Annotated in this window: 20 protein-coding genes and 1 riboswitch; of the genes, 11 read left to right on the top strand and 9 right to left on the bottom strand. The window is 37.4% G+C overall.

The genetic code is table 11. The annotated features are described in order from the left end of the window. Positions 1 to 98 precede the first annotated feature (98 nt). Entirely contained in the window at positions 99 to 980 is an 882-nt protein-coding gene (galU, locus tag ACN6MT_RS09095; RefSeq protein ID WP_063251989.1) for a UTP--glucose-1-phosphate uridylyltransferase GalU, read from the bottom strand. A gap of 247 nt (positions 981 to 1,227) precedes the next feature. Between galU and ACN6MT_RS09090 the strand changes: the two genes are divergently transcribed. Continuing rightward, on the top strand, positions 1,228 to 3,318 hold the full coding sequence (locus ACN6MT_RS09090) for an LTA synthase family protein (protein WP_419955628.1): 2,091 nt from the start codon (positions 1,228 to 1,230) through the stop codon (positions 3,316 to 3,318). A 38-nt stretch (positions 3,319 to 3,356) separates the two neighbouring features. Here the strand turns inward: ACN6MT_RS09090 and wecB are convergent, their stop codons facing one another. The 3 genes from wecB to ACN6MT_RS09075 all read right to left on the bottom strand — a co-directional run bounded on the left by wecB (position 3,357) and on the right by ACN6MT_RS09075 (position 9,554). After that, complete coding sequence (gene wecB, locus ACN6MT_RS09085) at positions 3,357 to 4,505, bottom strand: non-hydrolyzing UDP-N-acetylglucosamine 2-epimerase (protein WP_419955627.1); 1,149 nt, start codon at positions 4,503 to 4,505, stop codon at positions 3,357 to 3,359. Positions 4,506 to 4,639: 134 nt separating this feature from the next. Continuing rightward, entirely contained in the window at positions 4,640 to 8,311 is a 3,672-nt protein-coding gene (locus ACN6MT_RS09080; RefSeq protein WP_419955626.1) for a bifunctional 2',3'-cyclic-nucleotide 2'-phosphodiesterase/3'-nucleotidase, read from the bottom strand. Between the two features lie 358 nt (positions 8,312 to 8,669). Further along, on the bottom strand, positions 8,670 to 9,554 hold the full coding sequence (locus tag ACN6MT_RS09075; protein ID WP_419955625.1) for a CPBP family intramembrane glutamic endopeptidase: 885 nt from the start codon (positions 9,552 to 9,554) through the stop codon (positions 8,670 to 8,672). Positions 9,555 to 9,844: 290 nt separating this feature from the next. On the opposite strand from ACN6MT_RS09075, the gene ACN6MT_RS09070 reads away from it, so the two are divergent. The 4 genes from ACN6MT_RS09070 (at position 9,845) to ACN6MT_RS09055 (ending at position 14,842) form a co-directional block, all read left to right on the top strand. Further along, positions 9,845 to 10,150, top strand: a complete 306-nt coding sequence (locus ACN6MT_RS09070) for a hypothetical protein (RefSeq protein ID WP_419955624.1) — start codon at positions 9,845 to 9,847, stop codon at positions 10,148 to 10,150. An 89-nt stretch (positions 10,151 to 10,239) separates the two neighbouring features. After that, positions 10,240 to 11,913: a hypothetical protein gene (locus ACN6MT_RS09065; protein ID WP_419955623.1), complete on the top strand. Its 1,674-nt coding sequence runs from the start codon at positions 10,240 to 10,242 to the stop codon at positions 11,911 to 11,913. A 322-nt stretch (positions 11,914 to 12,235) separates the two neighbouring features. Continuing rightward, the gene (locus tag ACN6MT_RS09060; protein WP_419955622.1) at positions 12,236 to 12,832 is read left to right on the top strand and encodes a DUF5317 domain-containing protein; all 597 of its coding nucleotides are present in this window, start codon (positions 12,236 to 12,238) and stop codon (positions 12,830 to 12,832) included. A gap of 174 nt (positions 12,833 to 13,006) precedes the next feature. After that, a complete protein-coding gene (locus ACN6MT_RS09055) occupies positions 13,007 to 14,842 on the top strand; it encodes a diguanylate cyclase (RefSeq protein WP_419955621.1) in 1,836 nt (611 codons plus the stop codon). Between the two features lie 124 nt (positions 14,843 to 14,966). Here the strand turns inward: ACN6MT_RS09055 and ACN6MT_RS09050 are convergent, their stop codons facing one another. Beyond that, a complete protein-coding gene (locus ACN6MT_RS09050) occupies positions 14,967 to 15,098 on the bottom strand; it encodes a hypothetical protein (protein ID WP_268875053.1) in 132 nt (43 codons plus the stop codon). A 39-nt stretch (positions 15,099 to 15,137) separates the two neighbouring features. After that, positions 15,138 to 15,815: a copper homeostasis protein CutC gene (locus tag ACN6MT_RS09045; RefSeq protein WP_419955620.1), complete on the bottom strand. Its 678-nt coding sequence runs from the start codon at positions 15,813 to 15,815 to the stop codon at positions 15,138 to 15,140. Positions 15,816 to 16,017: 202 nt separating this feature from the next. Here ACN6MT_RS09045 and ACN6MT_RS09040 point away from each other — a divergent pair, with 202 nt between their 5' ends. Beyond that, positions 16,018 to 17,070 carry a multicopper oxidase domain-containing protein gene (locus tag ACN6MT_RS09040; protein WP_419955619.1) on the top strand — a complete coding sequence of 351 codons (1,053 nt, stop codon included), beginning with the start codon at positions 16,018 to 16,020 and terminating at the stop codon, positions 17,068 to 17,070. Between the two features lie 486 nt (positions 17,071 to 17,556). Further along, positions 17,557 to 17,643, bottom strand: a riboswitch (cyclic di-GMP riboswitch). 217 nt (positions 17,644 to 17,860) lie between these two features. Beyond that, entirely contained in the window at positions 17,861 to 18,718 is an 858-nt protein-coding gene (locus tag ACN6MT_RS09035; RefSeq protein ID WP_419955618.1) for a M15 family metallopeptidase, read from the top strand. Positions 18,719 to 18,784: 66 nt separating this feature from the next. Here ACN6MT_RS09035 and ACN6MT_RS09030 read toward each other — a convergent pair. From ACN6MT_RS09030 to ACN6MT_RS09020, 3 genes are all read right to left on the bottom strand, one after another. Next, positions 18,785 to 20,118, bottom strand: a protein-coding gene (locus ACN6MT_RS09030; RefSeq protein ID WP_419888296.1) for an IS3 family transposase whose coding sequence is annotated in 2 segments (ribosomal slippage) — positions 18,785 to 19,746 and positions 19,746 to 20,118 — 1,335 coding nt in all. Because the reading frame shifts where the segments join, the coding sequence is not laid out codon by codon here. Positions 20,119 to 20,257: 139 nt separating this feature from the next. Continuing rightward, entirely contained in the window at positions 20,258 to 21,445 is a 1,188-nt protein-coding gene (locus tag ACN6MT_RS09025) for a toxic anion resistance protein (protein ID WP_419955617.1), read from the bottom strand. Then, a complete protein-coding gene (locus ACN6MT_RS09020; RefSeq protein ID WP_419955616.1) occupies positions 21,442 to 22,098 on the bottom strand; it encodes a 5-bromo-4-chloroindolyl phosphate hydrolysis family protein in 657 nt (218 codons plus the stop codon). The genes ACN6MT_RS09025 and ACN6MT_RS09020 overlap by 4 nt, the downstream gene beginning before the upstream one ends. Before the next feature lie 374 nt (positions 22,099 to 22,472). On the opposite strand from ACN6MT_RS09020, the gene ACN6MT_RS09015 reads away from it, so the two are divergent. The 4 genes from ACN6MT_RS09015 (at position 22,473) to ACN6MT_RS09000 (ending at position 25,999) form a co-directional block, all read left to right on the top strand. Beyond that, complete coding sequence (locus tag ACN6MT_RS09015) at positions 22,473 to 22,967, top strand: hypothetical protein (protein ID WP_419955615.1); 495 nt, start codon at positions 22,473 to 22,475, stop codon at positions 22,965 to 22,967. A gap of 213 nt (positions 22,968 to 23,180) precedes the next feature. Further along, the gene (zupT, locus tag ACN6MT_RS09010; RefSeq protein ID WP_419955614.1) at positions 23,181 to 23,993 is read left to right on the top strand and encodes a zinc transporter ZupT; all 813 of its coding nucleotides are present in this window, start codon (positions 23,181 to 23,183) and stop codon (positions 23,991 to 23,993) included. A 242-nt stretch (positions 23,994 to 24,235) separates the two neighbouring features. Beyond that, positions 24,236 to 25,612: a trypsin-like peptidase domain-containing protein gene (locus tag ACN6MT_RS09005; protein ID WP_419955613.1), complete on the top strand. Its 1,377-nt coding sequence runs from the start codon at positions 24,236 to 24,238 to the stop codon at positions 25,610 to 25,612. A 168-nt stretch (positions 25,613 to 25,780) separates the two neighbouring features. Then, positions 25,781 to 25,999 (top strand): hypothetical protein, encoded by a 219-nt coding sequence (locus tag ACN6MT_RS09000; protein ID WP_419955612.1) that lies wholly within the window; start codon positions 25,781 to 25,783, stop codon positions 25,997 to 25,999. Positions 26,000 to 26,087 lie beyond the last annotated feature (88 nt).

Raw genomic sequence — 26,087 nt, 5'->3', positions numbered from 1 at the left:
TCAACCCAAAGGATATTATACCTAAATCACACCAAAAAAACATTAAATTGGAATGAATTGGACACTTATAAGAGTTGCTTATTTTACAGATAATATTTTTAGAAATGTTCATGTTCTTCAATTTTTGACTTCAAAAACTTTAGCAGATTCTCCTTTAAATCCTTATTTTTAAGTGCAAACTCTATTGTAGTTTCAATAAATCCAAGTTTTTCTCCTACATCATATCTGTTTCCTTCAAATTCATATGCAAAGACACGTTGTATTTTGTTTAGATTCTGAATTGAATCTGTCAACTGGATTTCTCCTCCAGCTCCCACTTCCTGTTTATCTAAAAACATAAAGATATCAGGAGTAAACACATATCTCCCTATTATCGCCAAGTTAGAAGGAGCTTTTTCTATTTCAGGCTTTTCGACAAAGTTTTTGACCTGAAATGAGCGCCCTTGTTGTTCAATAGGATCAATGATTCCATAACGATTTGTCTCATTATCAGGAACCCTCTTTACTCCAATAACGGAGGAATGGGTTCGATCATATTCATTTATTAACTGTTTTAAACACGGGGTTTCTGCTTGAACAATATCATCACCAAGTAAAACTGCAAAAGGTTCATTGCCAATAAAGTTTCTAGCACACCAAACAGCGTGTCCTAGTCCTTTTGGTTCCTTCTGTCTAATATAATGGATATCAACTAATTTGGATGGCTCTTGAACCTTTTTTAATAAATCGAATTTTTCTTTACTGATTAAGGTTTGTTCAAGCTCATACGCGGAATCAAAGTGGTCTTCAATTGCCCTCTTACCTTTTCCTGTTACAATGATAATATCTTCTATTCCAGACTCTATCGCTTCTTCCACAATATATTGTATCGTAGGTTTATCAAGAATCGGCAGCATTTCCTTCGGCATTGCCTTTGTTGCGGGTAAAAAACGTGTGCCTAGACCTGCAGCAGGTATAATAGCCTTTTTTACTTTTTTCAATCTAATACTCCCTTTCTTTGATATACTAAGACCAACACTTTCCGAACTTTACTAATTAACGAATCATCTACATTTTTAACTAATTATTCCATAACGAGAATCAATAAACAAGAATGTAGTAGTTTGCTATCTAAGGTGCTTGTATGATTTCTACACTGGTTATGTTGTTCTTTTCTAACCTAAAAACATATAAGTACACAATTAGGGTAAATTAAATTCAATGATTTTGGTGTCGAAAGGGGTCCAAATGTTAAAGATAAAACACAAAGAACCAATCTATGCCTTGATAATGACGGGAATCCAATCCTTTATCACAATTTTCTTAACGGAAGTCCTTTATCGAGGAGGGTTTAATGCTGCTCTTGAATGGACAAAAGATTACACTAGACCTTTCACCTATAATTTTTTATTATTATTTTTGCTATTAGCAAGCTTACATATGTTCAAAAGAAAACTTTATATTATTCTTTCCTATCTAATAACCATCCCATTGTTATTTCTTGGTTTAGCTTCAAATGTGAAACAAGGGATTCGCGGCGTGCCTGTTTTACCAACTGATCTCTCTCTTGCAGCAGAAGCGAGAAGTATGGCTGAGTTTTTCTCTGGGACATTACTCTTTTGGACTATTGTCTTCCTTGTTGTGTTAAGCCTATTGGGCATTTTTCTAGTTTATAAAATCCCAAATCAACAGGGTTCTAATTTGATTAGATTTTTAACTTCTGTTGTTTTGCTAACAGCATTCATCGTTATTTTTAGAATCGAAAGTTCTAATGACTCCACATTCCTTAAGAGAAAGTTAATGATTATTTATCAAATGACAGATCAAAGAACCACCTATGAAATAGATGGGCTAATGGCAGGTTTTATTCAAAACTTGAAATGGTTGAAACAAGAGATACCTATTGGTTACTCCCAATCAGCCATCAATACCATTATTTCTAAATCAGATGTACCTGAATATCCAAACGATAATGATAAACCCAATATTATTATGATTATGAATGAAGCCTTTTGGGATCCAACTAAAATGGAAAGTGTAGTGTTCAATCAAGATCCATTACCGTATTTTCATCAACTTCAACAGGAAGCAAGCTCAGGGTCACTTAATGTAACTGTGTTTGGCGGGTCTACGGTTAATACGGAATTTGAAGCATTAACTGGGTTATCAACACATTTTTTACCCTCTGGCTCTATCGCCTATTTGAATTATGTTAAGAAACCTCTGCCTTCTCTTCCAACTATCTTAAGAAAACAAGGCTATGATACAACCGCAATTCATTCCTGGCATCACTGGTTTTATGACCGATCCGGCGTTTACAGGGATTTAGGTTTTGATCGATTTATTAGTATGGAATTTATGGGAAATCCGATTGCTCATGGTCCTTTTTTCCGAGACAAATGTGTCACAGATGAAATTTTAAAAAAGCTAAAACAAGAAAATAGTGGCAAACCAAATTTTATTTTTGCTGTTACTACTCAAAACCACGGTCCTTATTCTACTGACCAGAAGGAGGCCTTTTCAACAATTGAAACGCATTTAAAGGGCGATGCCTCTTTTTCAGATGAGGCAGAAAGCATGTTAGAGGTTTACTCAGATAACCTATTGGATATCGACCAAGACCTTGAAAGATTAATTAATGAATTAAATACTATGGACAAAAAGACTATTCTTATCTTTTTTGGTGACCATCTCCCTTTACTAGGGAATGAATACATGGTTTATGAAGAGGCAAACTTCTACCAAGGTACTGATTCTTATGAAGAATATTTAAATATGTATTCGACACCGTTATTAATCTGGGATAATTACAGTAACAAGAAGGAAAGTATTAATATTGGTTCGTCCATGCTGACTCCTGTTATCTTAAATCGAGCAGGTTTAACTGGTAATCCTTTTACGAATTATTTGCTTTCGAAATACTTAAATGATGGGTTATCAAAAATACCTAGGGAAGATTTCTACGCAGTAGAGCAGATGGATAATGAGACACTAACTGAATTAAAGATGCTTCAGTACGATATTTTATTTGGTAAAATGTATTTCAATGACAATAAGAAAATTGAGGTTAGCACGAACTACCGTTTAGGATACAAGGATCCAAAAATCACTTCGATATCTATTCGTAAAGGTAAAGACAAGATAGTTGTAAAAGGGCAAAATTTCACACACAATAGTTATGTCTTTATTGACGGAACGGCGGCTGATAAAATTTCTGGAAATACAACAAATATTACTATTCCTTTTACTGAATTAAAAAAGGGCACGGAAATTATGGTCAAGGTAATCGATCAAAATGAAAAAATTCTTTCGAGTAGTAATAAATATATTTATGAATAAGAAAAGCTGACTTCCTATACAAGTCAGCTTTCTCTATTTTAAAATTCCCCAAAGTCCGTTGGTTTTTCATTTGTTAGGTTAAAATGATACATTATTGCTTTAACGATTCTTTCGGAAGCGTGCCCATCACCATATGGATTAGACGCCTTACTCATTTGGTCATGCGCTTCTTTATCAGACAGTAGTTCATCCGCAAGTTTATATATGGTCTCTTCATCTGTACCAGCAAGTTTTAGTGTACCTGCCGTAACTCCTTCAGGCCGCTCCGTGGTATCTCTTAAAACAAGTACCGGAACTCCTAAAGACGGTGCTTCTTCTTGTACACCACCAGAATCCGTTAGAATCAAATAGGCCCTGGAAGCAAAATTATGAAAATCGATTACATCTAATGGCTCAATTAAGTGGATGCGGTTATTTTCCCCCAGAACTCTATTCGCAATCTCTCGAACAACTGGATTCATATGCACTGGATACACCACCTGGATATCCTCGTGCTTTTCAACCAATCTTCTGATTGCATTAAACATATTCTCCATTGGTTTTCCTAGATTTTCTCTGCGATGTGCCGTCATCAATACTAACCGATCACTGCCAAGATTATCTAATACTGGATGGGAATACTGGTCTTTTACAGTTGTTTTTAACGCATCAATCGCAGTATTTCCGGTAACAAAAATGGAATCTTCCCGCTTATTTTCAACCAATAGGTTTTCCTTCGATTGAGTGGTTGGTGAAAAATGCAGATCTGCTAATACTCCTGTAAGCTGTCGGTTCATCTCTTCAGGGTAAGGAGAATATTTATTCCCTGTACGCAGGCCAGCCTCGACATGCCCAATAGGAATAGAGTTATAAAAAGCAGCCAAACTTGCCACAAACGTTGTTGTGGTATCACCATGAACCAACACGATATCAGGTTTAACCTCTTGAAACACTTTATTCAATCCTTCTAAACTGCGGGTAGTTACATCAATTAAGGATTGGCGGTCTTTCATGATATTTAGGTCATAGTCTGGTTGAATCTGAAATATTTTTAAAACTTGGTCTAGCATTTCTCTATGTTGTGCTGTAACAGTTACAATAGATTTAATTTTATCATTCTGTTTCGCTAACTCTTTTACTAGCGGAGCCATTTTAATTGCTTCCGGTCTGGTCCCAAAAACAGTCATTACTTTTATCTGGTTATTCATATAAACCTCCAAAAGGATAATCATTGATTGATATATGTAGACATCTACATAATAACAAAATATGCACCGAAAAGCACTATAAGCTGTTTATATTAAAAACAACCTTACTCGATGAAGAGTAAGGTTGCTTCAAATTAATTCTGTACTTTTCTTCTTCTAATAAATAATGTTATACCAAGTCCAACAAAAAGGATACCCGTTAATAACAAGTTATACATACTCGTAGCTGTGTTTGGTATAGGTTTTCCAGCAGGTTTATCAGCCGGCTTATCGGTGACATTTCCATTTCCATTTCCATTTCCATTTCCTGTTGCTGGAGAATCGACAGTTGCCTCTTTGGCATTTAAAATTCTGCCTTCAATGGCTGCCGAAATTGGTTTGGTTTGTGCTTTTACATAGTTAACTAAAGTATCTAAATCCGTTAACCATACTTTACGGTCTTTACCCTGTTTCAGAATGGTATATCCGTCCCCGCCATCTGCCATAAAGTTATTTACCGCTATCGTATATACTGCATTAGGGTCAATCTTTTTCCCGTTTGGAAGGAAAATATCTAGAACTTTTTCACCAAGCGGCTTTTCTACTGACCATGTGTACTTCAGACCAGAGACAGCCATAATTCTATTTCTATCAGCACTAAATTGCTGATTTAATAATGTTCTGATTTGTACTCCCGTTACTTTCATAGTAACAACGTCATTACCAAACGGTTGAATCGCAAACAACTCTCCCCAAGTAATAGGGCCTTGATTAAGGTTGTCACGGATACCGCCTGAATTCATGAAAGCAAAATCAGCCTTTGTCGCGTCACGCATAGAATCTGCAATTAGATTTCCTAATGCTGATTCACCAGCTTCATTCGCTGTACGAGTAATCTCAACAGCAGCTACCCCAACTTCTTCATTAATGGTTGGAGCAATATCAGCCATGTAGGCATCAAGTTCGGCCTTAACTCCTTCATCTAAGAATTCTGGAGTTTGGAATGTTGTAACGATTTCTGCTGATTTTCCAGTAATATCACCTGTTTCAGGATTGATTGTTAAATCAATATCTGAGAATGCCGTACCATATGAATAAGATTGAACAAGTAATTTACCATCAACGGTTGAATTCAAGTATTTATGATCATGAGCACCAAAGATAACGTCGACTTCATCATCAACTTGATTAGCAAACTCCACTACTTCACCAGTTGGTTTTGTTCCATCTGTCGCAGAAGTTCCTGGATTATGTGCTAAAACAACGATTGATTTTATTCCTTGGTCCTTAAGTACTTTTGCATATTTATTGATCGCTTCAACTTCATCTGTAAATTTAACGCCTGCTACCCCGCTTGCGGTAACAATACTTGGTGTTTCAGTTGTAATAACACCGATAAATCCAATTTTCACTCCATCTACTTCTTTTATCGAATAAGGAGGTAAAATTAACTGATTTGTTTTTTCATCAACAACGTTTGCAACAACGTAAGGGAAATCTGCTCCTTCAAATTCACCGTACTTAGCAGCAGTTGCAGGATGTGATCCACCTTCGATTAGGCGCTTCATTTCTTTAACACCTTCATCAAATTCATGGTTACCAACTGTTCCAAGGTCAAAACCAATTTCATTCAAGAAGTGTATAGTTGGTTCATCCTGTAACAGCGCAGACACTGGACGACTCGCACCAACCGCATCCCCCGCGTGCAGCATGATCGTTTGAGCATTATTTTGTAATTCTCTATCCTTTAAATAACCTGATAAGTAGGCAATTCCACCTGCAGGCTGTCCATTTACTTTTGCAGAGTAGTCTAGCTGCCCGTGTAGATCATTAATTCCTAATAATTGAACATGGATGTTTTGATCTAATTCAAATAATTTATAGCCAGGTTTAGTTGTAGAATCTCCAAGGTTTTTTACATTAGGAGTAGTTGCCACATAGTCAACTGCTTCAGGAGCAGTATTAAAAACTAATTTGGCGTTGCCGCCAACACGAGCTATCTTCCAGTTGTTATCTGGAGCCGGTGCTATTTTACCTTGAGCACTAATGTAATCCATAAGAATTTGGCGGTTTTCAAATGGTGAATCGACTACCACCTTTGCTGATTTTAATTCAGCTAAGCCGCCGCTTCCGCCAGCACGATAGTTGTTTGTTGCTACGATATACTTTTGTGCTGGATTGATTGGTGTTCCATCTAACAATGTTAATTTAGTAATTCTCTGACCAGCAGGCTTTGTTACATCGATTTCATATTTCACTCCATCCATTACATCGTAATTATATGGACGGAAATCATAATTAAGTAAATCTTGAGGTTCAGTACTGTTTGGATTGATCGTGTTGAACTGTTTCGCTGACTCTTCTAACCAGCGTTTAACCTGATCACCATTTACCTCAACAGCTTTTAAGGTATTATCAAACAGATACAAATCCGCTGCACTCTTAATTGTTACATCACCTTTAGTGATATTCGTGTAATCTGCTACACCTCCGCGGCCCCCTTTGAATGGTGCAGCTGCTGAAAGAACAGGAACATCCTTGTATTCAGGTGCATTTGTTTTAATCCACTTTTTAACATAATCCATTTGCGCATTGTTAACAATTTGTGTAGATGCGTCATCCATTACACGGGTAAAGAAGCTGTGCATCGGAATCGCAGTAGTTCCAATTTTTCCACGGACGTATTCAAGTGTAGCATTATGTTCGGCTGAAACAGCATTAACGATATTTACATCTTGTTGAGTATCCGCACTTACGGGGCGGTTAACAGAGGTTGAATTTGCCTTATCAACCATCCATTTTCCGTTTGCGTCTTGAACTAAAGCTAGGTCAAGCACACCAAGGTTGTTACCCCAGTAGCCTGCTTCAACAGCCTGCGTACCATTGATTGTACCTTTAACATTATCAATTCCTGGTTTCCCGTCAAAAGATTTATCACCAGGGAAGTTTACGTGAGCATGCCCAAATAACATAGCATCGATTCCAGGGACCTTTGTTAAGTCGTAAACTGCATTTTCAGCTTCTTCTTGTCCTTCTTCTAAAATATCACAGCCTGAGTGCGCGATGGCGACAATCACATCTGCACCTTCAGCTTTCATTTGTGGAATAAACTTGTTAGCTTGCTCTACAATATTTTTTGCGATAACTTTACCTGTCAAGTTATCTTTATCCCAACGCATAATTTGTGGTGGTACAAAACCAATTACCCCAACTTTAATTGTTGATTTATTCCCGTTATTATCAATAATTTCTTTATCGAGAATTTTATATGCGTCAAAGTAGTTTTGATCGTTGTCTGGATTTCCATCTTTATCATCATGGTAAACATTCGCATTTACAACTGGGAATTCAGCTTCTTGTAGAACATCTTTTAAATAGTCTAACCCATAGTTAAATTCATGGTTTCCGACAATTGCTGCATCATAATCTAAATAATTCATTGCTTTATAAATCGGATGAGTATCAGTTGGTCCCAGCTTTTTAACCTTCGCTACATAACTAGCCAGCGGGTTTCCTTGAATCGTATCTCCAGCATCAAATAGCATAGAGTTCTTTACTTGTGTTCTAGCTTCTTGAATGAGAGTGGCAGTTTTTGCTAATCCATAATTGGTTACGGGTGCATCTTTAAAATAATCATATGGCAAAACATTGCTGTGTAAGTCCGTAGTCTCCAAGATTCGTAGAGTAGCTGTAGCAGGGACAACTTCTCCTTCCGCATTCACTGTACTAGGAAAAATATTTAATGGAACTGTTGTTAGTGCTAGTCCTGCTGCAAGAAAACTATTAAGGACACGTCTTTTCATGCTTCTTTTTATCTTTCTCTTCACACTATATCCGCCCTTTGACAAATGATTTAGTATTGCAGAATTATTCTACTAATTTATTTGGTAGATTGATAGTCTTTTTTTGTAAAATTTTTATATTTTATGCCATTTTTTTAGTCATTTATTGTAGTAAAATAGAAAAATAATAAAATGTAAGCGATTAAATACGGATGATTTTGTTATTTTTTTAAAAATCATTCGTATTTTTTTATATGTAAATGAATCTGGGAGGCTATTTTTTAAACAGTTTGTTCTTTTTTCGGTATCTGTCCTCTATTAGCAATAAAATACTTATCTACAAAAAAAGAAGTTACCATCTAAGGTAACTTCCTCCAATTTTAATTGGCTATATCCTCTGTACCTACAATTTCACCAGACCTTTTGACCTTTTGACCTTTTGATTTCCTATTGCCATTAAAATCAGGTAAATAGGTAAAAGTATCAATGCAGTGATTTCAAGAATAAATTCAACGTAATACCATGATAGCGTGGCAAGGATATCATATACTGAATGCACCAGAACCGTCACCCAGAGATTTCTCGTCCACAGTAAGATAAATCCAAACAATAAACCCATATTGGCAAAGGTAACCATTGCACCAATTTCATATTGCCATGATTGAATTGAACTCAGTGTATGATCAATACCAAATAGCACAGAGGTAACAAAAAGCGCAATCAAGACAAAACCGTCACGCCGCCCGCTTTCCCAGCGTTTTGGGAAGACCTTTTTAAAAACTAACAGGATGAGTATGATATACGCCAATCGCCAAACTTCTTCGAGACCGGCAAGGATATCGGTAAAAATATCGTATCCTACACGATCGATTTCATTGATTACTTCCCACATTTTTTCAACGGGTTCAATCGACTCGCTTGGTTCTGCTATCTCATTCTCAGCAGATACCACTTCTGTGTAATCTTCAACATATTGCTCATAATCATTGCTAAAATCTTGAAAAGCGTAAGAGGAATAGATATTAATAACGGTGCTGCCGAGAATAAAGAGTAAAAAGGCGCCAATAAATTGTTGAATATGCTGTAACTTTGTTTTTTTGATTCCATTACTTAGTCTACGATGAAGCTTCAATCCGATAAAGAAAGAAGATACCATAATGGCGTCGTATATGGTACCAGCTAATTGGCTGTAGCCGCTTAAATAGAGGATTACTTCAACCCCTATCGTAATCGTGAGAAGTCCAAACAGAAGCTTTTTCGAAAGAGACGCAGTTAAGTTCGTTGTCATCTATATATCACTCCTGCCCTTCTAAATCGCACACCCTTCTTATTTTCCAAAAAGCTCTACAGCTAAAATTCCAAGTCCATTTAATAATAATAGGAAAAGTAAGCATGCAATGGTCCATTTACATTTTCTTGACAATGGGTTATCTCCTTAATGGTTAATTAGTTATAATTTATCATATTACTAGGGAGTTAGCACCAAGGTTAATCTCTCCAATTGTATTTACAAGCATATCCTCCCACTTTATACTTAAAATAGGTAAAATTAACAATTATTAGAATAGGGGTTGAAAAGTGAAAAAGATCATTTCTATTATCCTATTGATAGTCATCATTGTATTTGTCTTATCAGAAACAAAACCTGGACGTTCGCAATATGTAGAATGGATTACGCACGAGGCGATGGACCAATCTTCGAATATCCTAGAAAAAGGGATTCTTTCATTAGCTGGGGAAAAGGTTTTCGATATGGGAACAACGGAATCAGATTACTTCATTTTTTCAGTCTATAAAACTGATTTTTCCGAGATAGGCTTAGGGCAGGTCACCTGCATCGGTATATTTAATAAATTTATTCCAATCTCTAAAAGTGAAAAATAAGAGGGCCAAACTGGTCTTTTTATTTAACTATTTAATTTTTCTATGATTGATTACGATGATAGTAGAAACTGATAAGGGAGACATTCGTATTGAGCAGAGATATTGAAATTTTTAAAACTGTGCTAGAATCTAACCAGAATTCCCTTAAGGATGAAGAGCTTGCCTTTATTCTGAATACACTCGAACATTACCAGGACCAATCAATCATACATGATCTATGGAAGATGATTCTAGACCATAACCATACATACAGACATGTACTGGAGTTTATTAATCAGAATCCAGACTACACACCTCTGATAAAGACTTTTCTTGATAAAAAATTTAACCTCACAAGTGTGGAGGACATTTTAGCACAGATTAATATACTACTTGATACTTCACCTAATTTAATTAAGAACCGTTATTTTCGGATACTGACAATCCAAAAGACGGCTAACGCTGTTAGAGAAGCCTCGGACCTATTTAAAGCAGCGAATGCGCTAAAAGCATTTCAGGCAACAAACCTGGATGTAGATTTTTCAAAATTAAAAGACAGGATGATGGTTTATTCAGAGATTGCGTTAGTAGATAAGATTGAATTGAAGAATATAACCCTCAACCAAATAGAGGCATATGCGTATTTTTCGACTGGCAGGCTTACCGAAAATGTTTTAAAGGATAATCAGAACATCAATAAATACGAAGTTTTGAAGGTGCTTCAACAACTTTTCCACACACCTGTTGTTTCCGTTGGGGTGGCGCTTCAACCGTTATCAGCTTCTATCCGGGAAGAACTTCGAGAGGTATTAAAAAATGTATTGCGGAATAACATTTCAAAGAAATACTTCCAGCACATACTAGCGGCGTTTGATGATGAGAAAGGGAGTTATTATTATCCTCAGCTATTCGCTTATATGAGTAAAAATGCTGACGATCAGCAAATGTTATCCTTTATTAAGTGGATTGAGAAAAACCTTCAGCACGATCATCATTATCACCGGGCACTAAAGGCATATTTGAAATCACATCCAAGGTCAATTTGGAAGAATAAAAGTGCTCGAAAAGAGCTGAGGATGATTTCAACAAACAGTTTTAGAAAATTGGTAAAGGAAGTTGAAAGTGAGAGTGCGGGTACTGTTTTTAAGTTTTTTAAAAAGTATGGTGTTCAAGTAAGCAGCGTACTGTTCGTTACCCTTGCAGTTGGAGGCGGGTTATATTTTGGATATGACCTCTTAGCAGACAAAAAAAATGTGGAATCCGTTCCAACAACAACGAAAGCAGCAGCCTCCGAGCAAGTCAAAAACCTTGATCTCAATCCATTTAAAGAATGGAAAAGTGAAGAACCCTTTGTTTTCCATGTAAATGGCGAACAACAAAAAATGATCTTCGGGCAAGGAAATCCAATGGGTGGTAAGAGTATAGTATTGACCGACAACCAGAATATTGAAACCCCCTTTGATTTGGTGATTAATGCAGAAGAAGTATCACCTTTTGATGAAAAGGGTGTACTAAAAGAAGGTTTCTCCTTCTATCATACAGAGTATGATTTTGATGTTAATGGCACTCTAGAGGTTGTAATTATGGCACTCAGTCAAACATTCGAATCGTTTGTGTGGGTATACAGTCCGATCTACGAGAATGGCAGTATAGGTCTCCGTGCAGACCTGGCTGTAAAAGGCATGTCCGATGCAAAATTAGTAGATAATACACTGAAGCTTCTCGGCGATTCAGGGCAGTCAGAAACGTACACTTACATTAATCAGCAATTTGTAAAACAATAATATAGAAGGAATCAAGGTAGATTCGAACCTCTTGCATGATAAATTAACACTATCAAGACCTCAAACTTTTATAGTTTGAGGTCTTTTTTGGCCGCAACTGTCCGCCTGAGGGGCGGAAGTGTTCACCCTAGGTGGAAAGTGTCCACCCTAGGTGGAAAGTGTCCACGAGCGGTGACAGGCACCAATTTATACACAAATATTTCACATTTTATACTTGAATTCGACAAAATTCAGCAATATTATTGTTATTATGGGAATATTTACCCTTTACTAAATCTTCTTTTTTATTTAATTTAATTCTAGGCATAGGCAGGTAATACTAATGGTATTTGATGGCATACTTATTTCGTTTATTGTAGGATTACTCAGGAAGGGTAATTTAAAGGCTTTTTCTCAGTTAAATTTAAAGTGGGGCTGGGTATTCCCACTGTTGCTAGTCGTCCAACTAACTGTATTTACGCTGCAAAATGATAGTGTATTTTTAGGACAACTGAGTGGATCTATTTATATCGTTGTCTACATTATTGGATTGGTTTTTTTATTTTTAAATCGTAAAAATCCTGGCTTTATCCTTATTTTTATTGGGGTCTTTTTAAACTTTTTAGTGATGGTTCTTAATGGCGGCAGGATGCCTGTTTCGGTAGAGGCTGCAGCAGTTTTAGATCCGGGCTATATCCAAGCTCTAAAAGATGGATTGTATGCTAAACATGCAATGTTAACAACTGAATCAAATCTGGGATTTTTGGGTGATGTGATTCCAATAAGTGACCCTTACCCACGAACACAAATCATTAGTATTGGCGATATCATTATGAATATCGGAATCTTCTATTTTATTCAATACTTAATGGTTAAACATCCCTTGGCAAATAGAGGCAAAACAGCTTCCCTTTCAATGAAGGGAGGTGAACTAAAATGAAAAAAGACCAAAAACAAGGCCTTAAATTGACTGGTATTCTATACAATGCAATTATTATTGGATCTGTTATTATTGCATTAACATCTGGATTTAGATTAGTATAATCATTAAGAATTTATAATGAGGAAAGTGATATTTCACTTTCTTCAATCTAATTATGAGAGTGATGAAATAATGCAGTTTTTAAAGACAACTACCAATAAATATCTTTTTCTCGTTTCAGTATTAGGTTTCTTCACCTTTTTCGCATTTAATGATTTTCAGATTTATACAAATTTCAAATGGATCATCACTTTTGCACTCGCTGGAGCCATTTTACTTTTAAATCATTATCCTATACTCCTTCCCCCAAAGGGCAACTCTCTTTCTATGGATTCTTCAATCTACCTAGCAAGTCTTTTTTTATTTGGACTGAATTTAACTTTGGCGGTATTGCTAATCAATTCGATTTTATTTGCATTTACACAACGAAAAATTGTCTGGTGGAAACATATATTTAATTTTTCCAGCTATGTCTTAATGATTGCTATTTCATATTACATATATACTTTATTTGGTGGTACCATCGGCAGTATCCATATCAACAACTCAGTTCCCTATTTGATTTCCTTACTCACTTACTTTGCTCTGAATGTCATTTTTATAGGATTATTCTTTATCCTAGCAGCTGCAGAAAGCTTTGAAAGTGTGTTTAAAGAACTTATTAAAGAAGCGATTTCTCCTTACCTCAGTACGCTCATGCTTTCGTTAGTGTTGGCCATTTTAATGGATGCTAAAAAGTTATTCGGGCTTTTTCTCTTTACCTGTATTGCCTTTTTGCTTTCTTTAGCATTTAAGCAGCACTTTCATTTATTTAAAGAAATTTCGGAGAAGGCAAACAAAGACTTTTTAACCGGGCTGAATAACCATGGATATTTTAAAGAGATTTTAGTGGAAGAAGTAGCGGCAGCAAAGGAAAACGACCAACCGTTATGTGTAGTCCTTCTAGATATCGATGATTTTAAAAAATATAACGATTTATACGGACATATTGAAGGTGATCATCTTCTTCAGGAATTCGGATTACTTATTAAAACTGCAGCAGAACAGGAAAACTTCATAGTAGCACGCTATGGAGGTGAAGAATTTTCTATCATAATGCCTAATACTACATGTCAGAAAGCGATCTCTTTTATGAATGAGCTGCGTAAAAAAACAAATGACACCTACTATAAAGGTGTGGAACGTCTCCCTTATGGCTGTTTATCCTTTTCAGCTGGAATTGCAGAATGCGAAAAAGAAACCTATAACACTTCTGAACTTCTAAACAAGGCAGATCAAGCGATGTACTCTGCCAAAGGTCAAGGGAAAAACCTTGTTCATATTTATAATCAGTATTCCGAATATTCAACGCATCGGTCTCTTTCTTTAGAAAAAGAATTAGAGGAAGCAGAACATCAGTTACGAATCTTTCTTTCAAAGGATGTTTATACTTATCGGCACAGTAAACGTGTTTACCAATATGCCGTTGATTTTTCAAGAATACTTACCTTAAGTGATTATGAACGGAAGACGTTGATTCTTGGTGCCTTAATCCATGACATTGGAAAAATTGAAATCCCTCGCGATATTTTAAATAAAAAAGGAAAGCTTGAGCCGCATGAATGGGAAATGATGAAAATGCACGTAACCTGGGGAAAGGAAATTATTTCAACCAATAAAAAATTAGAAGACTTGATTCCATTAGTTGAACTTCATCATGAACGTTATGACGGGAACGGTTATCCCTATGGTCTAAAAGGAAAATCAATTCCAAAACTGGCACGTATCCTTTGTATTATCGACTCATTTGATGCAATGACCACCGAACGTCCATATCAAAAAACCAAAACATTTGAGGAAGCCATTATTGAATTGAGGACCTGCTCCGGCAAACAATTCGATCCCCAATTCGTGGAACCATTTATAGCCATTATTAAACAGCAGGATAACAGCATGGTTAGCCATAAAACTGAGCAATTAGTTATTTAATAACTAAAATAAATAGTTTAAAACTAGAGAGACCTCGACCTAAAAAAGTTGAAGTCTCTTTTTTATCCCGTTACTGTCCGCCTGAGGTGGAAAGAGTCCACCAGCGGTGACAGGCACCGTCATCCTATTTTTCTTTGTTGTCCTCTGTTTCATTGGTCTGAAGAATTTGTTTTATTTCGCCTGTATCACCTTTGGCATTGATGATTTCGAAGATTTGGTTGAGTCCTTCGCTTGTTTGATCTTTTTCTGTTTTCATGGTTTCCTCCGTTGGTCAGATTACACTTAATATGCCCATTTATTTCAAGGTATGAACGATTTCAGTTGCTTTTTCTAAGGAAACACTTTCGAGCGTATTATGATTTTTTCTGATGGCGGTGCCAAAGTGATAGCAATTTGTTGCTACTTGTGTATGTACTTGGCTGATATTTTCCTTAGTCAAGCCGCTGCCAATAAGGATGTCTGTACTTGTACAAGTTTCTTTCATTTTCTTTAGTATTTCCAAGCGGGTTTCCCAGTCACCAAATCCTCCAGAGGTTAGAATGGTCGTTATCTCTTTGTATTGATCCAACTGTTGAGCAGCCTTAATTAAATTATTGGAACTATCTATCGCGCGGTGAAACGTAACCTCCATAGGACCAATATCCGTTAGTAACTCTTCAAGGCGGGGGAAATCAACATCCCCTTTCTTATCGAGTACTCCAAATACTACGCCATTTGCCCCTAACGATTGAATAATACGAATATCGTTTTTCATAATAGAGAAATCATCCTCAGTATAACAAAAAGATTGGCCATGCGGTCTCACCATTACATTGACAGGAATTGAAACACTATTAACCACTCTCTCGATTAATCCATAGCTTGGAGTAATGCCGCCTTCTGTTAATCCAGATACCAATTCAATTCTGTCTGCACCTGATTTTTCAATTAACTTTGCATCCTCTACCGTAACTGCAATAAATTCGATTAACATTATTTACTCTCCTTCCCTTTTCAATCTGATTTTACTATTAATTACTTATTTTACTTAATAAACTTATAAATATTATTAATTGCTCAACGTTTCACAAAGTGTTCAAACAATTCTAAATAATGAGTGATTCTAATCACTAGGATATTATTTACAAAATTTACAATGAAAGTGTAATCATTTTATATAAAAGGGGTAGGAGCGAATGAAAAATTTTTTTAAGGTTGCAAGTGTTATTGTCACTTCTGTTATGTTTTTAACTGCCTGTAATTCTGCCAATTTCTCCAACGAAAAACAGACTGCCATAGTAGCAAAAGCTAATACAGCCTCACAAGTAATTGAACCTCATAAAAATCTCAATCAACAACCAATTCCAGTCAACATCGAACGTGTCGGTAAACACGAAGTTAATATTGAAATGACCGCACAAATAACCGATATCGAAATTACCAAAGGCAATTTGTACAAAGCATGGACATTTAACGGTGAGGCTCCAGGACCAGTGGTTGTTGTGAACGAAGGCGACACCATTAACTTTACTTTGAAAAACATGGATCCAGCTATTCCGCACAGCATGGACATTCATGCCGTTCATGCATCCCCATCACAGGATTTTGTAGATATCATGCCAAATGAATCTGGTACCTTTACCTACCCAGCTAACAATCCAGGGGTCTTCATGTATCACTGCGGAACAAAGCCAGTTTTGGCTCATATCGCAAACGGAATGCACGGAACCATTATTGTAAAACCCATAAACGGCTACCCGACTGATAGTGAAATCAACCGTGAATTTGTCATCGTTCAAAACGAATGGTATAAATACAACGACTTAGAAGATTTTACGAATGGAGTACCTAGTAACGTGGTCTTTTCTGCCAAGGCTTTAAAAGAAGGCGATCTCAATACAAACGGTACGGTTGGTGCCCTAGTCGACACCCCGTTACTTGCAAAGGTTGGCGAGAAAATCAGAATATACATTAACAATGTTGGACCTAATGAAGTCAGTAGTTTTCATGTGGTGGGTACCGTCTTTGATAATGTTTATATCGATGGTAATCCTTTCAACCTCATGAAAGGTTTGCAAACTGTTATGCTGCCAGCAAGCGGCGGGGCTGTTGTGGAGTTCACCGTTACAAAGGAAGGCAGTTATCCCATTGTGACACATCAGTTTAACCATGCTACTAAGGGAGCAGTTGGAATCTTGAAAGTAACAAAAGATGGACTTGACGATGGCAGCAAAGTCGCGTCACATTAACCTGGCGGAAAGCATCGGAATTCTCTGGTGCTTTTTCTTATGAATATACCAGTTTTTGTACACATTCTCAGGCAGAAGTTATCAAACATAAAAAGTCTAAGATAGTTATCCACAACCAAAAGTATTTTTATTCTCTATTTCTCACTTACCCACAAAACTCATGAACTTATCCACTAAATTAACATACTTATTCACATCTATTAATTACTTACCCACATTTCTGATTGACATATCCACATATAAATACAAAAAGGTCTGGGAACCCCAGACCTTCTATATTCTAGCACCTAATTCTATTGCTTTACTATTATGGTACGAAGATTTCACCTTTAGTTCCCATTTAAGTTCTTCACATAAGCAATCATACTGCATCATTTCAATGTGACGGTACTGAAATAAATGATAATAGTATTTAGCTCTTAATAAGATATTTTTTAACAACACAAAAACCTCCCCAATTTATTTCATAAATCGCAGAGCATCGTGTTCGGTAACTGGCTGGCATCGTTCTAATAAACATTAGCCCCTTTAGTTTTGCGTCACCATTTTTCAATAGTTTTGCCATTTCGTACGATTTATGTGTTTAATAGAACTATATGATACAACTTCATAATAATAAAGAGTCTTAGGTCCTGCTTTTCTTCCAAAACCTTTTATTACTATAGGCTGCTCCGCCTATTTATCCAATAATACGTTGTTGGATATCGAAAGATGTACGATAATGTACTATATTGACGTTTAATTTTGTTAGAATGTATTATTCTATTTTAAAAAGTAAGGGTGTTTTATTTTGAAAAAGTGTTCTTCCATATTTGTAAGTTTAGTCATCATGACGTTATTAATAGCAGGCTGTTCAGAAAAAATTCTGAATGCCAAAGGTAATCTGTATCAGCCAGAGGATACCTCTGAGGAACAACTAGACACAAATAAGAATGAGGCGAATCCCACTGACGAAAAGCAGAAAGATGCGGAACACAAAGATCAATCTGGGGAAAATAACGAAAAGGCAAAATTGCTGGAGCAAGACGTTTTAACACCGCCAGTAGATATGACTCGGGATGGTATCCAAGTTGTTTTTAATCCAGAAAGCATTCCGGTTCTCGTAAATAAACAAAATAAACTGCCAGACAATTATAATCCTTCTGACCTTGTTTATACAGATATTCCTTTTGTTACTGGTGTAACAAACGAAAAGCGAAAAATGCGGCGTGTTGCGGCGACAGCAGTTAATCAACTATTTGCTGACGCTAAAGCTGAAGGTATTTCCCTATTAGGAGTTTCCGCTTATCGATCACATGCAACACAAACAACGTTGTTTAACTACTATGTAAACCGTGATGGATATGAAAAGGCAAGAACGTATAGTGCATTGCCTGGGACCAGCGAACATGAGACCGGTCTTTCAATTGATGTAACGGGCGGAAATGGAAAGTGTGCCGCTGAAAATTGTTTTGGAGGTACTAAAGAGGCTAAATGGCTGGAACAGAATGCAGCAGAATATGGGTTTATTATTAGATATCCAAAGGGAAAAGAAAGTATTACTGGATATCAATACGAACCTTGGCACCTTCGATTTGTTGGTAAGGAATTGGCACTTGAGATTACAAGCAAAGGTATCACGCTCGAGGAATTCTATAATGAAGTTTAAAAAGAAAAGCGTCAAGATCCGATATTTGAACTATGACCCATAATATGGACAGTTTAATAAAAGAGCCTATGCTGCTAACAGACGACCTCGGTATTGGACCGGGGTCATCTTTTGTAATCCCCACTGGTAACGATGATTATTGTACTCCTCGATATATGAATCCACCATCTGCTTTAACTCAATAAAACTATTACATTCTTTATAATCAACCTCATCTTTAAAATGACCAAAGAAGGATTCCATTGGAGCGTTATCCCAACAGTTACCCTTACGGGACATTGATTGGGTTATATTCAACTTCTTTACTCTCTTTTGAAAGAGGGGGTGAGTATAATGGAAGCCTTGATCTGAATGCAGAATTGCTTCTGGATGGAACTGATTCTGCACTGCTTCTTTTAGCCTTCCTAATGTTTTATAAACAATATTCATCTTTAATGAAGTAGATAAATAGTGGGCTAGTATTTCATTGGTACTGCCATCTTTAACACATGATAAATAGGCTTTTTGACCATTTGCATAATATAAATAGGTTATATCTGTTAATAACACCTTTCCAGGTTCCTCTTGATTAAACTTACGCTTTAAAATGTTAGGACATGTTTTATGTTCTTGAGTAGCTTTGGACATTTTTTTGTATGGGTTCGCATTTCTAACCTTCGCAATTAGTCCGTACTTGCGCATTAACCTTCTAATTTTCTTATGATTCATTACTACAAAATAATCGTTTTCTAAAATCATCTTGATTGGTAATGCCCCAACTTTTTCCTTCTTTTGCTTAAAAATAGAATAGATAAGTTCATAATCTGCTTCATCATCGAAGTCTCTTTGTTCGCGAATGGAAGCTGCCTTTAACCAAGCATAGTACCCACTTCTACTTACTCCTGCTAGTTCACATAAGTAACTTACAGTGTTCTTTAGTTGGTGTTGACGAAGGATGTATTCAATAAGTTCGAATTTTTCTGATGGAGTTAATATCGTTTTTTCTTCAACGCCTGCCTCTCTAGTTCCTCTAGCTTTTTTAAGAAGTCATTCTCAGCTTCTAAGAATTTTATTTTAGCTTCAGCCTTCTTCAGTCTTTCCTCCACAGATAGTTCCTTCGACGAAGGGCGTCCAGTACTTGCCTTTCCTCTACGCTCTGTTTGAAGACCTAATTCACCTGATTTATCGAAGGTTGCGCGCCATCTTTGTAAACATCTCTTTGGCTGGTTTTTACCGATTACTTCAATGTTAAAGTCGTTCTCGATAAAAATTTGGGAAGGACTTTTCCCTTTTTGATATTCCTTTACGGCTTTTATTTTGAAGTCAGGGTCATAGGAAATAGAGCGATTTGAAACCCGACTAACATTAGGATTCTTCTCTAACTCTTTAATCTGGTATTCGGTAAATAGATTCTTACTCATGATAAATCCTCCGTCCACAATAATTCTTTTATTATAAACGGGTTTTCATAAAGGGGACATAGAAAAACCCGATTAAGGGGCACTTTTTATTTAGTGTCCATTAATCGGGTTATAGTTCAATTGGAACTTGACGCTTTTCCTATTTCCCTTTGATTTCTAAGAGTTTGAGCCTTAGATCATTTTCCATATTCGCTAATTCCTGCTCAGCTAAACGGCGTTTATGGCGCCCTTCTTCCTGAATGCGCATGGTTTCTTCAAGCGTGGTAATTAAATTTTCCTGTGTCTTCTTAAGTGTCTCGATATCGACGAGACCACGCTCATTTTCTTTAGCGGTCTCAATGGTATTGGTTTTTAGCATTTCAGCATTTTTTAATAACAGCTCATTTGTGGTTTGTGATACCTTTTTCTGAGCTTCCACAGCATGTCGCTGACGAATGAGCGTCAGTGCAATCGCAACTTGATTTTTCCACAAAGGAATGGCTGTCATGATGGACGATTGTATTTTTTCAACAAGCGCTTGGTTTGTATTTTGGATGAGACGGATTTGCGGAGCACTCTGGATGGTTATCTCACGGCTCAATTTCAAATCGTATAAGCGTTTGTCCAAGCGGTCAGCAAACTGTATCATATCGTTTACTTCTTGGACCTTCATTTGATCATTCGTTGCCGCTGCAACTCTCTTCATTTCTGGAATTGTTTTTTGATGCAGCTCTTCTAGCTTAATTTCTCCTGCGGCAATATAAACATTTAACGCATGGAAATACTCTTTATTTGTTTCATAGAGCTGTTCCAGTAGTTTTATATCCGATAACAGCACGTTCTTGCTGCGGTCAAGTTTCACACTAATCCGGTCAATTTGTGCGCCTGTCTTTTGATATTTGGATAACACTTCTTGAAGTGAGTTAGAAATTTTCCCAAACATACGACCGAAAAAGGACGGCTTCCCATCCTTCAGTTCATCCGGATTAACCTCATCCAGCCGCTTCATTAAATCACTAATGATTTCTCCGACTTCACCTATATCCTTTTTCTGCACATGTTCAAGCATGGTGTGAGAAAAACTTAACAGCTTCCCTTGTGCCTGCGTACCATACGTAATCATCGCCTGGTGATTTCTTGGGTCAATTTGTTCAGCAAGCTGATAGGCTTTCGCCCGGTTCTCTTCAGGAATAACATCAATCAACTTTGTAGGCTTGGCTTCCTGAAGCTGTGGTGTGGGCTGCGCTTCCGGTTGAGTTGTAAGCTCGTTGTCACCAAACGGATTGGCTAGAATATCATCCAACAAATTTCCAGTTTTTTTCAATTGAGGTGAGTTATTTTCGCTCATTTTAGCCTCCTGCTTTCGTCTATGGTTTTAGTATCATTAAGTTTCTTAATGGAATGTTTTGCTACATCAATTTCAAAATTCAAGGTATCTAAATCGTCCGAGATGACATGGTAAAGGTCCTCTTCCAACGCCTTTGTTAAGTCCGTTAGTGTCTGACGAGTCTCGTATAAAGAAACATCAATCTCGTGACTCTTCTTAGGCTGCTGCGATAAAAAGCGATATTTTTCTGTTAACTCTACAACAGAATCTAAGTGAGAAAAATAAAATTTCTCAGCTTTATAAAAGCGCCTCGGTTCTGTTTGGGTCATGCTTTGAATCTTTCTAGTAATCCTCAGAACATCAAGTCGTTGCTTTATCGTAGGAAGATCACGAATGGAAAATAATGATCTGTTTAATTTGTTAATTTTTGGTTTTGCTTCATCTAAATTCTTCTTTATATAACGATATTCTTTTCTCGTAAGCTGATGTTTTTTCAAAAAGCGGGATGTTATGACCGCTGATGTAATCTTGTAAACAATGACCCCGCCTGCTAAAGAAATGGCGGAAGAAACCAAAAATGTTAGATCAAAGGCAAAATAGCTTAAAAACCAAACCGTGACCGCAGATGGAACAGTCACAACACTCTGGATTAGAAATGATAAAAATCGGTTCATCACAATCGACTCCTGACTAAAAATCCTTTATATTCATACGAATCAACAACAAAAATGTTTCACCAAACACACAATACAAAAAAAGGAAAGTTCCTCTTACAACTTCAACAATACACCATAAAACTCCTGCTTTCCATAGACCACAAACGTAAACAAGACTAAGACCTAAGACGTATTTTTGGACGACATTTTTGGTGACATTTTTTGGTGACAGGCACCACCCGTGGACAGTGTCCATTCCAGGTGGACAGTATTCCTTCTCTTTCCTGTTGTTTAGTGTTTTCTAGGCTTTAGTCCAAGAGGATTACCCAGTTAGACATAGGATATGAGAGTATCACTTTAATATATTTCAAATAAATAGATAGAGGAGTGCAATGAAACGAATGTATCAATCATTTGGAATGCCCGTTGATTATCGATTTGGACATCAAGGAGGTCAACATGGTGGCGGTCACCATGGCGGTGGTCATCATGGCGGTGGTCATCATGGCGGCGGTCATCATGGCGGCGGTCATCATGGCGGCGGTCATCATGGCGGCGGTCACCATGGCAGCGGTCATCATGGCGGCGGTCACCATGGCAGCGGTCATCATGGCGGCGGTCACCACGGTGGCGGTCACTATGGTGGCGGTCACTATGGCGGCGGATTTAATTTAGGGAATGTTGGAGCTGGATTGCTGGGTCTCGGTTTAGGTTATTTAGGTTCTAGTCTTGGTGGCGGCTATGGTCCAGGGTATGGTGCTGGATATGGATATCCTGGTGGTTTTGCTGGAGCAGGACCTGGGTATGGGATGTACGGAACTGGCTTTGGTCCGGGAATGGGTGGTTATGGACTAGGGTATGGCGGTGGATTTGGCCCAAGATATTAATCTTCTATAAGAATAAGCGTGAAGTTCTTGTGTGGAAAATCCCCGGACTTCACGCTTTTTATATTTTTCGAATTATTTTTACTGCTTTTTTGTTTCAAACGGTGTAAAATGTTTCTCAAAGGAAACATTCCTGTATTCACGCATATATAATATTATTCAAAACTTTCAAACATAAAAAAAATAAAACATTTATAAATAAAGGGAGAAGAGACTATGACGGAGAATCTGCTATTAGCGTTTGGGCTGACATTATTTGCCGGCCTTGCAACAGGCATAGGAAGTCTGCTCGCATTTTTTACCTCACATACAAATACAAAATTTCTATCTGTCACCTTAGGATTTTCTGCTGGAGTGATGATTTATGTCTCAATGGTGGAAATTTTCGTGAAAGCTAAAGTAGCACTCGTGGATTCCTTGGGAGTGGTTTCTGGAAACTGGTTAACAGTAGGAGGATTTTTCGGAGGCATGCTTCTGATTGCCGCAATCGACAAATTTATTCCAAAGCAGTCAAACCCGCATGAATTGAAAACAGTTGAGGATATGAATCAGCCAGGTAATATTGACGGGAAGAAACCGGACCTTTTAAAAATGGGAACATTTACGGCACTTGCAATTGGTATTCATAACTTTCCGGAAGGAATTGCTACCTTTACCTCTGCTTTGCAAGACCCAGCACTTGGGATTGCCATCGCTGTCGCGATAGCAATTCATAATATTCCGGAAGGTATTGCTGTTTCTGTGCCTGTTTACTTTGCGACGGGTGATAAGAAAAAGGCTTTTAAACTATCATTCTTGTCTGGTTTATCTGAACCAATTGGTGCACTAGTTGCCTATTTATTCTTAATGCCTTTTTTAAATGATATTATGTTCGGAATTATCTTTGCCGCAGTTGCAGGGATCATGGTGTTTATTTCTCTTGATGAATTATTACCGGCGGCAAAAAGGTATGACGAAACACACCTATCAATCTACGGCCTAATTGCCGGAATGGCGGTCATGGCACTAAGCCTTTTACTTTTCATCTAATCATAAAATCAAATACAAAAACTTGGAGCCAGCAAAAATGCTGGCTTTTTCCTTTCGAGAATTTTCGGAAATCCTCTAACTGTCCGCCTGAGGAGTGGAAGTGTCCACCCTAGGTGGAAAGTGTCCACGAGTGGTGACAGGCACCAATGATAATTTATTTTCAGGTACAAAGTTTCATTAATTGAATAAAGGCATATATTAGATGGAATTTCCAATATTCATGGAAGCGAGTGGATTTATTGATGAAAAGGGCACTGTTTACAATTCCGCTTTGTTTGATACTTATTGGGGTTATGGTGACTTCTTTTGTTCTATTGGGTGTTAAACCAAGCTCTACGAATATCTCTCAAGCTCAAAAGCTAGCGGAATACACAAAGCCAGCGGTTGTTCGGATTCTTGGCTACTCTGTAGTCGGATGGCAGTTTAACAATCCTTATGACCCAGAAGTGGAGGCGATACTGAATCAGTTAAACTACCAATCTGTTGTCGGTGGTTCTGGATCGGGGGCAATTATTAGTTCAGACGGGTATATTGTTACCAATGCCCATGTTGTAGAAGCCGCCCAGATGGAAGATGAGGATATTGCTAACGCTGCATTTGACCAGCTTGTCACCATTATTGCTGATTATTTTCAGGTAGATTATGATACAGCATACGATTATATGCTGACCTATACGCAATACACTGGAATCCAAAAAGTAATTAAGGTTATTTTGCCAGGCGGAGATATTCTTGACGGAGAGGTTAAGAGCTATGGTGCGCCTGTCAATGAAGGTAAGGATGTAGCGGTACTCAAGATTGAAGGAAAAAACCTTCCTACTTTAAAACTTGGGAACTCTGATAATATTCAAAATCAGGATAATATTTGGGTGAGCGGTTACCCAGCAGCAGCAGATTCTGATTTGTTGTCTCCTGATTCCTCTCTTGTATCTTCTATGAATGCAGGTCAAATTTCTGCTACAGATAAGAAAACAGAGCAGGGAAGCCCAGTCATTCAAATCAATGCAGCGGCGACACACGGTAACAGTGGCGGACCTGTAATCAATGAAAAAGGTGAAATCATTGGGTTGCTCACCTTTAGAGGCGATACCGTAAATGGTCAAGAGGTTCAAGGCTTTAACTTCTCGGTTCCTGTAAATACAGTTAAGGAATTCACAAACCAGGCTGGAGCAAAGAACACTTCTAGCAACACAGATAAACTTTACAAGGAAGGCCTCGAGCTTTATTGGGGCGGTTATTACAATAATGCTCTTGAAAAATTTGAAGCGGTTCAGAGATTATATCCAAACCATTCCGAAATTAAGAAGTTTATTACTAACTCTGAGCAAAGGGCTGGGGACAGTAAAACATTGTGGTCAGATTACAAGACGATTTTCTACATCGTTGATGGCGTTGCAGCATTACTGATCTTACTCCTTTTGGTGTTCACCTTTGCAAGAAAGCGGAACCGGCCAGTAGCAGTACCTGCGGCAGCAGCACCTCAGGTACCACCATCGCAGCCAACCATACCAGAAAACACCATTCCGGACCTAAACGGCGATGGAAAAATCGACGTTCAGGATATCCTACTCGCCCTCCAAGAACAGCAAAAGAAACAACAGAAAAAAGACGACGAATAAGTGAAAGCCACAGTACATGCATAATTAGATGTATAAATGAAGAAAAATGCATAAATGGTGACAGGCACCCCCTCAAATTAAAAAGTATAAAAAGTCATGGGAGATAATATCTATTTATAAATGTGATTTTTTGAGGGGGAATGTCTTCTGAGAGCCTTATTACGGTTGGTGGGTTTCCTCATTTTTATTTTTGGGGTTTATCTGATTTTTGCAGAACAAATATTTTTTGGAGTACTATCTATTATATTAGCCTTTTTGATTTTCCCTAATCGAAGGAATAGCGGCAGCGACCACTATCACTACGATCATAATAACTCTAGCGGTGATCATGCTTACAGTTCAGACAGTGACTCTGGCGGCGGTGACTCTGGCGGCAGCAGTGACTAAGGAAAACATCCTCAACTGGAGGATGTTTTTCATTTAAAGCAGCTGTATACAGCATTCTTTTTACAAGCATTTTCACAAAGTATATGTG

Origin of the sequence: Neobacillus niacini, from assembly GCF_048572935.1 — a bacterium.
In the GTDB taxonomy this organism is placed as follows: Bacteria; Bacillota; Bacilli; order Bacillales; family Cytobacillaceae; genus Neobacillus; species Neobacillus niacini.
The sequence above is the reverse complement of the archived record's forward strand: the minus strand, read 5'-3'. Positions and strand labels throughout refer to the sequence as shown.

Excerpts from the sequence above, each read along its gene's own strand:
- ACN6MT_RS09090 (WP_419955628.1), top strand. The coding sequence starts at position 1,228 with ATGTTAAAGATAAAACACAAAGAACCAATCTATGCCTTGATAATGACG.
- wecB (WP_419955627.1), bottom strand. The coding sequence starts at position 4,505 with ATGAATAACCAGATAAAAGTAATGACTGTTTTTGGGACCAGACCGGAA.
- ACN6MT_RS09075 (WP_419955625.1), bottom strand. The coding sequence starts at position 9,554 with ATGACAACGAACTTAACTGCGTCTCTTTCGAAAAAGCTTCTGTTTGGA.
- ACN6MT_RS09060 (WP_419955622.1), top strand. The coding sequence starts at position 12,236 with ATGGTATTTGATGGCATACTTATTTCGTTTATTGTAGGATTACTCAGG.
- ACN6MT_RS09055 (WP_419955621.1), top strand. The coding sequence starts at position 13,007 with ATGCAGTTTTTAAAGACAACTACCAATAAATATCTTTTTCTCGTTTCA.
- ACN6MT_RS09050 (WP_268875053.1), bottom strand. The coding sequence starts at position 15,098 with ATGAAAACAGAAAAAGATCAAACAAGCGAAGGACTCAACCAAATCTTC.
- ACN6MT_RS09045 (WP_419955620.1), bottom strand. The coding sequence starts at position 15,815 with ATGTTAATCGAATTTATTGCAGTTACGGTAGAGGATGCAAAGTTAATT.
- ACN6MT_RS09040 (WP_419955619.1), top strand. The coding sequence starts at position 16,018 with ATGAAAAATTTTTTTAAGGTTGCAAGTGTTATTGTCACTTCTGTTATG.
- ACN6MT_RS09025 (WP_419955617.1), bottom strand. The coding sequence starts at position 21,445 with ATGAGCGAAAATAACTCACCTCAATTGAAAAAAACTGGAAATTTGTTG.
- ACN6MT_RS09020 (WP_419955616.1), bottom strand. The coding sequence starts at position 22,098 with ATGAACCGATTTTTATCATTTCTAATCCAGAGTGTTGTGACTGTTCCA.
- ACN6MT_RS09015 (WP_419955615.1), top strand. The coding sequence starts at position 22,473 with ATGAAACGAATGTATCAATCATTTGGAATGCCCGTTGATTATCGATTT.
- zupT (WP_419955614.1), top strand. The coding sequence starts at position 23,181 with ATGACGGAGAATCTGCTATTAGCGTTTGGGCTGACATTATTTGCCGGC.
- ACN6MT_RS09005 (WP_419955613.1), top strand. The coding sequence starts at position 24,236 with ATGAAAAGGGCACTGTTTACAATTCCGCTTTGTTTGATACTTATTGGG.